This is a genomic window from Thermocoleostomius sinensis A174, assembly GCF_026802175.1.
Lineage (GTDB): Bacteria > Cyanobacteriota > Cyanobacteriia > Elainellales > Elainellaceae > Thermocoleostomius > Thermocoleostomius sinensis.
In genome coordinates this window covers 3,000,908-3,014,194 of the sequence record NZ_CP113797.1, presented here as the reverse complement: position 1 = coordinate 3,014,194, position 13,287 = coordinate 3,000,908, and the positions used below count along the sequence as shown (strand labels likewise).

Here is a 13,287-nt window from a genome sequence, read left to right as displayed (position 1 = left end):
TTTGTTTTTAAAGCTTGCTGAGGAAAATTTAGGATGTTACATGAAATGGAACGCTGTGATAGGGGTAGGTTAAGGGTGAAGAGGGGTTCATAATCCTGTAGTTAGGGCAGGGAATGATGCATGATTGGAAACTTAGACTTTTTAACTCCTAAAGGTCACGATCAAGCTTCAGAGTTTCAAGAGCTAGAAAGCCCGGAAGGTGAGTTGCATCTGAGGTTTTTTGCAACCTCCCGGGATGAGTTTGCTCTACCTGCGACTGGAATCAAAGAAGTCATTTCCTTACCGCCTGATCGCATTACTCCTATTCCTAATGTTTCTCCTTTGTTACTAGGAACCTTAAACGTTCGAGGACGGGTGATTTGGGTGGCTGACTTAGGACAGTTTTTGGGAGAACTATCTCCGCTTAGTACCGATCGTTCAGAAATATCGGTGATTGCGATCGAAGATCAGGATGCCATGCTAGGACTTGCGGTTGATCGTATCGTAGGAATGGATTGGCTCAACGTTGACGAAGTACAGATGCCAACCAACGCTCCTGATGGCATGGTTCCTTTCCTGCGAGGAGAATGGGTGTTAGATACGGAGGAGCTAAAATTTCTTCGCCTGTTGGATCAAATAGCCATTTTGCGATCGGCGCGATGGGCAGCATAACTAACAACTCGCCCAGAGACTTAGAACAGAAAGTTGGCGATACCAAATACATTGGAGTAGTACGGGCAGGAGAAGGCAAATGGGATCTACAGGATATGCACAAGATTATCAAAACGCCCAACGCGCTTACATTCAGGGCAATTATGAAGATGCGGCTGTCATCATCGATCGGCTAGCCGAGAATTATCCTAACGATCCAAGCGTTTGTTTACTAAGAGGGCATGTTTACTGCGGGCTACAGCAGTATGATATTGCTCACGACCAATATCAGGCGGTTATTGCCCTCACAAACGATACAGAGTATGTCAACTATGCCAACGATGGCTTGGCTTATGTTGAGCAGTTTGTAATGCCACCTGGTGCCACAACATCTGCCTCGTCTGATATAGCAAACGATGATGCGACCAGTGCTTTGATGGATGAGCCTCTCCCTGACGCTTTCACCGATGACGAATTTGCCAATCCAGCATTTGCTGATACCGTCTTTTCTGATACGGCTCATGCAGACATTAATGCTGATGTCACCTCGATCGACCCCTACACCGATCCGTTCATGTCGCCCCATGTGACTAACGAAGTGAATGGAGCAGACAATTCCCTTAATATTGCTGAATTTACTCTAGAAGAAGAAAGCTCTGCCTCCGCTCTTCCCGATCTGGAGGAGACGGCAGTCCACGCTCCAACTGATTTCGCTTCAGACAATCCCTTTTCGTTTACAGACGAGCCTTATTCTTTTGATCCAACAATTGCGGATTCAGTGACAACGGATATTCATCCATTTGGCAACCAAGCTGAGTTCGATCGAGTAGAGTTGAGTGACGATCGCTCATTTATCAATGCATTGGATGATCTCGAGATTCCACCGTTAGAAGATTTCCATTCTCCACCGCACTCAACGGCATCAAACTCTCTGCGGTTTGACCTGCGTTCTTCTGACGATGAAACACTGTTTATGGGAGAAGACTTTGCCACGCCAGAAACCGAAGCGCACTGTGTCAATCCAGTCCAGGCTCATTCCTATTCGTCGCCTGATGTAGACGATGCAGACGTTCAAACCTTCGCTGATCACAGGTTTACAGAACCTCGTGAGGATGAAGCCCTGAGAGGCGAAACCATTGATTTCAGTGAGTTTGAAGACGCTGATTTTTCCAATCATGTCTCTTCCAACCCAGCAACCCAACCCAGCAGCGTTGACTTCTTAGATGAATTTGATGAGTTTGACGATTTGGGCAGCCTACCGGATTTTGATGTATCAGACCATTCGGTCGATTTTACAACGCCTTCAATTGGCAGTGTCGATCAGTCCTCGTCTACAGCAACCTTCGACTTTGATGACAGTAGTGACACTCCCCTGCTGCCAGAAGACGATGTGTTTTCGATGGCTGGAGCGACTAATTTGCCAAACTTCGCCCCAGCAGATGGAACACTAGAACCAGAGGTGACCGTGGAACAGGGTTGGCTAGCTCCTTTGGAAAATGCGCCACTGTCTCGTAAGAAGTGGATCATTGCGGGAGTGACAGGAGTAATCTCGGCGGTGACAGTGGCTTCCGTAAACTTTGCATTTGCTAGCAGCGTTCCGAGAGAAAACCGAGCAACGGTGCTGCCTCATATGACAATTGCCGGATTGGCTATGAGTGCTACAGCCGGACTAGCCAGTTTTGGAGTCTCAGCGGCACTAGGTGGATTGCTAATACAGCAGACCCGACGAACAGCCGCCAATTTGCAAACTCAATTTACTGCCATTTCTCAGGGCAATCTTAATGCCAAAGCTACTGTGTACTCAGAGGATGAGTTGGGGCAATTAGCCGCCAGTTTTAATCAGATGGCACGAGTGATTCTGACCACGACGGCTGAAGCACAACGTAAGGCTGAAGAACAGGAACAAGCTAAAGAAGATTTACAGCGCCAAGTGATTCGCCTGTTGGATGATGTTGAAGGGGCAGCACGGGGAGATCTCACCGTGCAGGCAGAGGTTACAGCAGATGTGCTGGGTGCGGTGGCAGATTCGTTTAACCTAACCATTCAAAATTTACGGGAAATTGTGCAACAGGTGAAAACGGCGGCGCGACAGGTAACGAAAAGCTCTACCGAAAACGAAATTTTTGCCCGATCGCTTTCGGCTGATGCCTTACGTCAAGCAGAAGAATTGGCTGTAACGCTTAACTCTGTCCAGGTAATGACTGACTCCATTCAGCGGGTGGCAGAAAGCGCTCGTGAAGCAGAAGATGTGGCGCGCTCGGCATCGGCAACGGCTTTGAAGGGTGGGGAAGCAGTGGAACGGACAGTCTCAGGAATTTTGGAGATTCGCGAAACTGTAGCTGAAACAACCCGCAAGGTGAAACGGTTGGCAGAATCTTCTCAAGAAATCTCTAAGATTGTTGCACTTATTTCTCAAATTGCGTCTAGAACTAACCTGTTGGCATTAAATGCCAGCATTGAAGCCGCGAGAGCAGGCGATGCCGGGCGCGGGTTTGCCATTGTGGCGGATGAAGTTCGTCAGCTTGCCGATCGCGCTGCCAAGGCTTCCAAGGAAATAGAGCAGATTGTCTTACAAATTCAAAGCGAAACGAGTTCTGTGATGACTGCGATGGAGGAAGGAACGCAGCAGGTCATTGAGGGGACACGCTTAGCAGAGCAGGCTAAACGCTCGCTAGAGGATATCATTCAAGTATCGAATCGTATTGATGCCTTGGTACGATCGATTACTGCCGATACGGTTGAACAAACCGAAACTTCGCGGGCTGTAGCGCAAGTCATGCAATCAGTAGAATTGACGGCACAAGAAACGTCACAAGAAGCACAGCGTGTATCTGCCTCTCTGCAAAATCTCGTAGGCGTTGCTCGTGACCTTTCTACCTCTGTAGAACGGTTCCGTGTTGAAAAGAATTAAAAAAATTAGCTGAAATCACTGTTTTGATGGGTTTGACCGATCGTTTCTTGTGGGTTTGGTGCATCAATCAGGGGCGTTACCGTTGATGTCACTTTTTTGTCATCTGGTTGTCATCTTGACTGAGTAGGATGGTGGAGAATACTAAGCTTGATGGAGATTTCGGCTGATGTGGGTACATTTTCAGTAGTCCCTGACTATACAGGTTCCAGTCATACCCGTTTCAGCTATCCGCTCACTTACGCTATCTCGTTCGGCGATCGAAGCAAATTAGAGGAATACTGCCATGCTGTCGGAACAACAACAGCGCATTATGGGCTACTTCATTGAGGAAGCTAAAGACCACCTCAACACTATTGAGCAAGGGCTGGTTAGCTTGCAAGCAACCATCACAGACTCGGACATGGTGCATGAAGTTTTCCGAGCAGCACACTCTGTCAAAGGAGGAGCCGCCATGTTGGGACTCGACAGCATTCAGCATACGGCTCATCGTTTAGAAGATTACTTTAAAGTTCTAAAAGAATGTCCTCAAATTCAAGTTGATCAAAAACTAGAAACGTTGTTTCTTCAAGTTTACGATACACTGCATGAACTAGTGACCCAACTGCAAGAGCCATTTGGACTCTCTCCTGATAAAGCGCAGGAAGCAATGACCCAGGTGGAGCCAGTATTTGCAGAACTCAGTCAACATTTGAGCTTCTTGGTGAATCAAGCTGGAGGAACTCCACCAGATGATGTCGATTTAGCTGTGCCAGTCGCTGCGGAGCCTGCTCAATCGGTTAATCAATTAGTTGCTGCTAAGGAAGAGAATGCCCTTCGCTTCGTGTTTCAAACTGAAGTATCGGCTCGATTGCGAGAGATGCTGCAACTCTTCAAACGACCAGATACTGTTGACAATCGCAATCAACTGCAAAATCTTTGTCGTGTTTTGGGGCAATATGGAGACCAGTTCCAGTTACTAAATTGGAGTACTTTGCTGGAAGTCGCTCAACGGGCCATTGGCAACCCGGACAATAACTACCGCACCCTAGCCCCGCTTCTGATTAAAGACCTCAAACGCTCGCAAGAAATGATTTTATCGGGTCGTGTTGCTGAAGTGGCAGCTTGCGATGAATTGCTTGACTTGTTGCCTCTACAGTTCTCGCTGGAAGAGTCCAAAGAAGAGTCCGTTGACGATGAAATTGCCATTGAAGCGGATTTAGCTGACCTATTGAGTACGGTGAGTAGCGAAACTGATTCGATCGATGATTCAACCGCATGGGGCGATCTGGAGTTAGAGCTTCCTGAATTAGATAACTCTGAGCTAGACGAGCTTGACCTAGACATTCCGGTTACCCCAAATTCTGATGCTCTAGATGATTGGCTGTTTGAGGAGAACCTGTTTGAAGGCATCCATCCTGTGGAACCGCAAAACGATCAACAAAACGATCAACTAGCTTGTTCAACGCAAGCGCAGAAGCATCTGTTGTCTGACGATGCAGCTATCGCTGAAAGTGATTCAGAATCACTTACTACTGAAATTGGTGAACGATCGGGACCAGAAGTAGGAACAGCAGAATTAGATTCACTGGCCGATTTATTTGAAACCGATATTCCAAACTTGGACTCTACTTGGTCGGACGAAGAAGTGCCTCAATTTTTTGTAGAGGCATCACCAGAATTATCGGCTGTAGAAATTCGTGAGTTCCAGGATCTGCTCAATCAAGATCAGACGGATTCAGCTTCAGCAGCGGAGTTAACTCTGGATGAAGAAGAGGAGGAAGATTTATCTGGCTTGTTGAATGCAGTGGCACTTCAGACTAACCATCATTCTACAACTCCTCTATCTACTCCCACGAGTTCGGATCTGGCTAGTTCACAGTTGCAACTTGCTTTAGAAGAAATAGCGAATGATTTGCCGTCTGCGTTAGAATTGCCTGACTCAACCTCAGACGACATAGCGGTGTTCTTTGTCCAGCCCGATACCGAAATTGGCAGCGACCCTAGTGAGGACAGGGACTGCGCTGAAGCATCCTCGACTCAAGACCTTGATGATGGGTTTTCTGATCTAAATAGTTCATCTTTAACACTGGATGAATCGTTGGATGAAACACTAGACGAGGTTGATGCGACGGATTCAGTGACAGAGTTGTTAAAACCCATCGATGATTCAACCAGTCTGCTGAGCTTTGAGTTCGGCGCAATAGAGAGTTGGGAAGACGATCGCTCAGAAGACACTAACAACTCAGAATTAGAAAACTTATTTGAACTAGCACAAGAATCTAAATCTTCTGATTTCCTCTGCGTAGAAAGTTTGAAAGATCAGGGTGAGAGAGCGATCGCATCTCTAGAGGACCATTTAAACCTAGAAGCTGAAGCTTTACCGCAAGAGAACGGAAACTCATTACTTGATTTAGATTTAAGCATGTTTTCGTTGAATCTCGGTGCAACAGCGAATGAAAACGAACTTGATGTGGATGAAATTCTAGATGAATTTTCAAATTCAATATCAAGTGCAGATAATTCAAAAGTTAACGATGAATTCTTGCCTAATTTGGTTGATTACTCAGATCAATTATCTCTGATCGAAAATAATTCTAATTTAGAGAATCATCTTAGTTCAGAAGCGCATGACTCTCTCGTAGAAATTCTGTTTGAGAATTGTGATAATCATGAGAATCAACCTTTGAATTCAAGTAATACAGTTGAAGAAACTACTGAATTCTCTCAATTGTTCTGCGGAAATGAATTGAATACAAGCAATTTGAATTCGAAGCTGGAACTTAATTTGAATCTTAGTTCTAACTCTGATCTGACTCTAATCGCTGCGATCGATACTATCAATAGTGAAGAAGTAGAAACCATTAATCATCAAACAACTGAGCAAACAACAGGTGAACTTGATTCGAGCGACTTACTCAGTTTCAATGGTATAGAACTAGCTGAGGCTGAATTGTTTGAAGATGCTGCCATAGATGGAGAAAATCCATTACTCGCTCATTCAAGCTTAGAGTATCTCGAATTTGATAGGGCAGATCTACAGGATTCTAATGTCAATTCTATTGAGACTGCAACAGAAGAAATTTATAGTAGTTTTGCTGACTCTGACAAACAAAAATCTGAGCAAGCAAATATTTCTACAAGCAAACAAGACTTTGAAACGATTTCAACTAACTCAGAAGTTGACTCTTTAGCAGAAGAAGAGACAAGTGTAGCCTCAATCGTGCCGATTGCATTGGATGCATCGGAGGATTTTTCAGAGTTGGAGTGTATACTGGAAGCCAAGTCATTTGCCGAGATCGGTTCCTCATCGTCAAGTTCCACTGTTGAGGAAGATGTATTTTCAGAACTGGAAGCGATGCTGGAGAACGAACCAGAACCAGCACAAAATTCTGCCTTGACCGCAGATGATTTCGCTGATTTAGAGGCTTTGCTTGAAGGCGAAACCAGCCCATCTGCTAGGTTAAACTCTTCATTTTCTCTAATAGCCACAACAGGCTCAGCTACCTCAATAACAGACGATCGCGAGTTTGGGGATCTGGAAGCACTCTTGCAAGAAACCGATCAGAAATTAAGTGTTGGGTCTTTGCCAACTCGCAATCCTAGTCATCCGACGGCTCACCGACTGCCTCGTCGCCGTGTCACGGGCGATCAAACGATGCGGGTTTCTGTCAAACATTTGGACAATTTGAATAACCTCGTTGGTGAAATGGTTGTCAACCGGAACAGTTTGGAGCAAGCCCAAGAACGATTACGCCAATTTCTCGACAACCTACTTTATCAGGTACAACAATTAAACGATGTTGGACAACGAATGCGTGATTTATACGAGCGATCATTACTGGAAAGCTCATTGTTGTCTAGTCGTCAAAATTATTCACTCTCTCAACATTATGGTGCTCCAGCAACTTCACCCAATCACGTGACGGGGATCAGCTTTGATGCTCTGGAAATGGATCGCTTTACAGGGTTTCATACCCTTTCACAGGAAATGATTGAGTTGATTGTACGAGTGCGAGAGTCTGCGTCTGATATTGATTTTGTAGTCGAAGAAAGTGATCAAATCACCCGGAACTTTCGCCAAATCACAACTCAACTTCAGGAAGGGTTAACGCGCTCTCGCATGGTGCCGTTTGCGCAAACAGCCGATCGTCTACCGCGAGGAGTCCGTGACAATGCGATTAAATATGGTAAGCAAGCTGAATTAACGATTGAAGGACGCGATACGCTGATTGACAAAATGATTGTGGAGCAGTTATACGACCCAATGACGCACCTTGTTAATAATGCGATCGCTCACGGCATTGAAACTCCTGCTGAACGCATCGCCGCTGGAAAATCTGCGGTAGGGCAGATTACCATCCGTGCATTTCATCAAGGTAATCAAACAGTCATTTCAGTCAGTGATGATGGAGCAGGCATTAATATAGATGCCGTCAAAGCCAAAGCAGTTGCCAAAGGACTCATCTCCTCGGTAGAAGCTCAGCAATTGTCGCGGCTTGAAATCTATGATCTGCTGTTTCACCACGGATTCAGTACGGCTGATAATGTGGATGACCTGCGAGGACGCGGGGTGGGCTTAGATGTTGTTCGCAATAACCTGAGTGAAATTCGAGGAAGCATCAGCATTGATTCTGCTATTGGTAAAGGAACCACATTCACGATTCGTCTACCCCTAACCCTCAGTATCTCTAAGGCGCTTTGCTGTATTAGTAATCGTGCTCGGATTGCCTTTGCAATGGATGGCGTCGAAGATATGCTGGATGTGCCAAAGGATGGTGTTCACATCGACGAGCAAGGGCGGTCTTGCATCCAGTGGCGCGACTCGTTGTTGCCGTTTCAACCCCTTTCCGATTTGCTGAAGTACAACCGTGTTTTGGGACGGGGTAGCGTTTATGGTGGAAATCAGGAAGATGATATCCTATCAATCGTTGTTCTTCGTAGCTCTAGCAACTACTTAGCGCTGCAAGTAGATCAGGTATTGGGCGAACAGGAAATTGTCATCAAGCAGCTAGAAGGGCCTGTTCCCAAGCCAATCGGAGTGGCAGGGGCGACAGTACTAGGAGACGGCCGAATCATGCCAATCGCGGATGTGTTGGAACTAATTGATCTATCCCAAGGTCGGATTCGTCGGGAAGCTAGCCCTGTGCTATGGGAAACAAATGGCGATTTGGGAGCACCAGACGCCGCTACTGCGAAGACCGATCCAACTGTCCTGATTGTGGATGATTCCATTACTGTGCGCGAACTATTGTCAATGACCTTCAATAAAGTCGGCTATCGCGTCGAACAGGCGCGTGATGGGCAGGAAGCTTGGGAAAAACTGCGATCGGGGTTGCCCTGTGACCTGGTCTTCTGCGATATTGAAATGCCAAGAATGGATGGATTAGAGCTATTGTCGCGCTTACAGAAAGATCCAAATCTTTGTGATATTCCAATTGCCATGTTGACTTCTAGAGGAGCCGATCGGCATCGTCAAATGGCAGTTCAACTTGGAGCGAAGGGATACTTTACCAAGCCTTACTTGGAAGAGGTTCTGTTGGATGCAGCGCAACGAATGCTGAAGGGAGAGATTTTAGTTAGTGGTTAATTAGTGGTACGAACAATTGAATCTCGCTATTTTGGTGTTAAAGTGGGCGATGCCGCTAAATCAGATCGAAATGCTAGGCTCCACATCGCATGAAGCAAGCACACACCTGGATTCCTCAAGTTACTCAGGATGGCTCCTTTACGTTCTTTTCAGAGGAGTTTGGTGAAACCTTTCATAGCCAACAGGGAGCCAGAGCCGAGGCATTCACAAAGTTTGTCCACGCGACGCAACTAGTTCAAAAAGCCAAGCACGATCGTTTGCGTCTTCTTGATATTTGCTATGGGCTGGGATACAACACTGCGGCTGCTCTAGAAACCATTTGGCAAATTAATCCAGCTTGTCAGATAGAAATGTACGGTTTAGAGTTAGACGCAACGGTGCCTAGGGCTGCGATTGAGCCACGACTCATTGAGCGATGGTCGCTACAAGTACAAGCTGTGTTGACTGCAATAGCGATCAATCATCAGTATCAACAATCAGGATTAACTGCTCAACTGATAATTGGCGATGCACGACAGACCATTCAAATGTTATGTCAATCAAGATTCCAAGCCGATGCGATTTTTTTTGATCCGTTCTCTCCCCGTCGTTGTCCGCAGCTATGGACGGTTGAATTCTTTCAGCAGGTATCCCAATGTTTGGCAGCGGATGGTCGATTAGCAACCTATTCTCGTTCCGCTTCGGTGCGATCGGCGATGCTAGCAGCAGGATTCTCTATCGGCACCATCCCCGTGAAAGAATCTCACTTACCTCACGAATGGTCTCAAGGCACAGTTGCTACCTTTGATGCCAGTTCCCTACAGCCGCTTTCACAATTGGAGCAAGAGCATTTACAGACTCGCGCGGCTATTCCCTACCGCGACCCCAGCTTGTCAGACTCAGCAGAAGTGATCTCGGCGCGGCATCAACAAGAGCAACAACAATCGCAGCGAGAATCAACATCGAGTTGGAGACGCCGGTGGGGCATTGTCTAAGCATAGGGAGTGCAAGCGTAAGGGATTCTATTGTTGAATGCCTTTTTGACGCAGAACTTCGGCCGCTCGTCGCACATTTTCTTCACCGCCGCGAATTCGTAAGTTGTATTTATAGGAGGGTTCAACAGTGGTTACAGATTGAGTTTGAGGAGCATTAACGCCTGATGCAACACCAATCAGCGTAAAGCCAAACGCACCGATCGCACTACCTGCCAGTGCCATTGCTATAGGATTGACATGAAAACTAACGCTGCCTCCTGGAAGGCTACTGGTAATCGCTCCAATCAACAATCCGGACAATCCACCGAACAGGGTTCCTATGATTGCTCCACCTTTAGCACTTTCGACCGCTTTCGTTTCTTGAACAGGTTGATTGGGTTCTGGCGTTTCAGCTTGTAAAATAATTTGTTCATCTGAAAATCCAGCTTCTTGTAGTGCAGCTTTCGCGGCATCGATGTCATTTTTGGTAAAAAATTCGCCAATCGATTCACTTGAACTGGCGATCGCATCTGGATTAGCCATTGTTGTGTTTTGGTAGATTATCTTTGCTTAAAGTAGCCGAAAATGAACCATCATCCGTCTAGCAAAGGATATATCCTTAGGCGATCGCCACTTTCTAAGAAAGGAATCGGCATAGAACGGGTAGTCTGTGGCAACACCATATCAATCTCTAGCTAGGAAAGGAGTTAGAGTCATTTTAACGAACGCATTCTACCAAGTTGCTCTAATTGTTTGTGCAATAGAGTGCACGTATCCTGGGCACACTGACACGAGAGTTAGAGAAACCTGAATGCGGCGTATTGTTTCAGTTAGCTTGATTTTCATAGGACTAGGGCTTTGCTTTCGCTTTGCTCATCTCGAGCGTCACGTGTATTGGTATGACGAAACCTTCACCTCGTTACGCTCGGCCGGATACACCGAAGCAGAGATTGTTGAGCAGTTCAGCCAATCTTCGATTGTGACAATTGCCGCCCTACAGACGTTTCAACAACCCCACCCACGGCGTCAATTATCAGACACCTGGCATAGTCTAGCCGTGGAAGACACCCAACATCCACCGCTCTACTACAGCTTGTCTTACGGCTGGATGCGCTGGGTTGGGCATTCAGTCTTTGCCATGCGGTTGCTGCCTGCCATTTTTAGCGCGCTGACTTTTCCCAGTGTTTATTGGCTGTGCTGGGAGTTGTTTGTAGGCAGGACTAGAAAGGAGACAAATCAATTGCAGGTTACCTGGATGGCAGTTGCCTTGGTTGCCGTTTCTCCATTTCATCTTCTCTATGCTCAAGAAGCCCGCCAATATAGTTTATGGACGATGACAACTGTGTTAGCAACAGCGAGCTTGTTGCGAGCAATCCGGGTAAACTCAACAGTTAGCTGGAGCATCTATGCGGTGACATTAACAGCTAGCTTTTATACGTTTTTATTTACTGGGTTAATGGCGATCGCCCACGGTTTGTATCTGTTCAGCTTGGCAACATTTCGCCTGAGTCACACGGTTGTTGCTTATCTGGTGGCAACCCTGCTGGCAGTGGTAGCGTTTTTGCCCTGGCTTTGGACAGTTGCTACTCAGGTGGCACAAATTCGTACCGTTACAGGATGGACGGAAACTACGCGCTCTTGGACTAGCCTAGCCAGCAGTTGGGCCAGTATGCTGGGGCGGTTGTTCTATGATCGCAGTGATACAGTGGTCGATCGCTTGATCCAATCCGGCATCATTGTTTTGATTGGCGTCGCCTTCTACCACTTGATTCGACAGACACCCAAACCCATCTGGTTGCTGGTTGTCATGATAACCGGAGTCCCAATATTGGCATTGATTATTCCCGATTTGCTGTTGGGTGGTGCTCGATCAACAGCCCCGCGCTATTTGATTCCAGCCTTATTGGGCATCGAACTGGCAATGGCTCACTTCCTAGCTTCAATCCTTTGCAACAGGCGGTGGCGCTGGATTACCGTTGCCATTCTTGCCGGGGGACTGGTGTCCTGTTTAACCATTCATCAAGCATCAACTTGGTGGATTAAACCGCACAATTCAGATAATGTTGCAATTGCTCAGTTGGTGAATCAAGCAGTTTCTCCGCTGCTAATCAGTGATGCAGAGACAGCCGATTTGCTCTCACTCAGTTATGTGCTTCCAGCCAATACGCCACTGTTCATTCGCCCTCGTTGTTACACGTGCAACCAACCTACTACTAAAGAAATTAATCCTTTCATCTTAAATATTCCTGAAAAGTACACTGATATTTTTTTGTTTCATCCACGACCTACAAAAGAGTGGCGACACTCGATCGAACACCTGTCCGCTTACACCATTCAACCATTACCATCAGGTGGCTCGAATCCATCGTTATGGCAACTTAAATTCAAAGCAGAACTTAAACGCCCCTTGCTTCAAAAGCGTAACAATACGAAAGATGATTAAGACTATCGCGTACTGCGAAATGTTTTGTTTCGGGCTTCAATGACCTGCAATGATTTTTAGATCTTATCCTTTTTGGCTTAAACTCAGAGCCTGTCGCACTTTGCTTTCAGATTAAGAAATTCTGGAATTAACTTTCTAGAAAGATTGAGAAATTCTATCAAAAGAAACCGAAGAAAAACGAAAATTTTAAACCTACGGCGGACGCTTGAAAGCCGCCAAATAAAAGCTTTACGGCCGTCCAACTCTAGAAAATCGGAGGTTGCCAGCAAGCTATATTAGCCTCTAGCGTAACGTGTTTAATATGAACCGATTATCGAGTTATGTCTTAGTACTAGACCAAGATTCTAGGAACTTACAGTCGTTGGGTTCGTTGCTGACTCAATTGCAATGTCCTGTGGTAATTGCTCGATCGTTTGATCAAGCCTTAGAAGAAGCTAGCCAAACGCCCCCCTATCTCATCATTTTGTCAGGAGGGCAACAGAACTGGACGAAGGCATTAGTGCAAAAGCTACGAAATGTTTCAAACTCTTCCGATTGCGTAACAATTGTTGCTTTGACTGATTTTCAAGTTTCTAACTGGTTAAGTCAAGAAGAAAATCCGGATTTAGACGGCTTCTTGGTGAATCCACTCAACAGCGATATATTAGTTTCTTTGGTGCAATCGGCATGGGTGCGCCAAACCTACTGTTCTCCACAATCAACTCGATAAAACTTTTTCAGGTAGAAACTTAACAATAAGCAGCTAAGGAAACCCAGCATTTTATAAAAGGATTAAGAGCTTTAG

Annotated in this window: 7 protein-coding genes; 6 read left to right on the top strand and 1 reads right to left on the bottom strand. The window is 46.1% G+C overall.

Annotated elements, in window-relative coordinates:
* Window positions 1–120 precede the first annotated feature (120 nt).
* From OXH18_RS13000 to OXH18_RS12985, 4 genes are all read left to right on the top strand, one after another.
* A complete protein-coding gene (locus OXH18_RS13000; protein ID WP_268607509.1) occupies window positions 121–651 on the top strand; it encodes a chemotaxis protein CheW in 531 nt (176 codons plus the stop codon).
* A gap of 79 nt (window positions 652–730) precedes the next feature.
* Window positions 731–3,541, top strand: coding sequence for a methyl-accepting chemotaxis protein (locus OXH18_RS12995; protein WP_268607508.1), 2,811 nt, complete (start codon window positions 731–733; stop codon window positions 3,539–3,541).
* Between the two features lie 283 nt (window positions 3,542–3,824).
* A complete protein-coding gene (locus tag OXH18_RS12990) occupies window positions 3,825–9,107 on the top strand; it encodes a hybrid sensor histidine kinase/response regulator (RefSeq protein WP_268607507.1) in 5,283 nt (1,760 codons plus the stop codon).
* An 89-nt stretch (window positions 9,108–9,196) separates the two neighbouring features.
* Window positions 9,197–10,081: a tRNA (5-methylaminomethyl-2-thiouridine)(34)-methyltransferase MnmD gene (locus tag OXH18_RS12985; protein ID WP_268607506.1), complete on the top strand. Its 885-nt coding sequence runs from the start codon at window positions 9,197–9,199 to the stop codon at window positions 10,079–10,081.
* 27 nt (window positions 10,082–10,108) lie between these two features.
* Here OXH18_RS12985 and OXH18_RS12980 read toward each other — a convergent pair whose 3' ends face one another.
* On the bottom strand, window positions 10,109–10,603 hold the full coding sequence (locus OXH18_RS12980) for a hypothetical protein (protein WP_268607505.1): 495 nt from the start codon (window positions 10,601–10,603) through the stop codon (window positions 10,109–10,111).
* 268 nt (window positions 10,604–10,871) lie between these two features.
* On the opposite strand from OXH18_RS12980, the gene OXH18_RS12975 reads away from it, so the two are divergent.
* Entirely contained in the window at window positions 10,872–12,503 is a 1,632-nt protein-coding gene (locus OXH18_RS12975) for a glycosyltransferase family 39 protein (protein ID WP_268607504.1), read from the top strand.
* A 301-nt stretch (window positions 12,504–12,804) separates the two neighbouring features.
* Window positions 12,805–13,212: a response regulator gene (locus tag OXH18_RS12970; RefSeq protein ID WP_268607503.1), complete on the top strand. Its 408-nt coding sequence runs from the start codon at window positions 12,805–12,807 to the stop codon at window positions 13,210–13,212.
* Window positions 13,213–13,287: the final 75 nt, after the last annotated feature.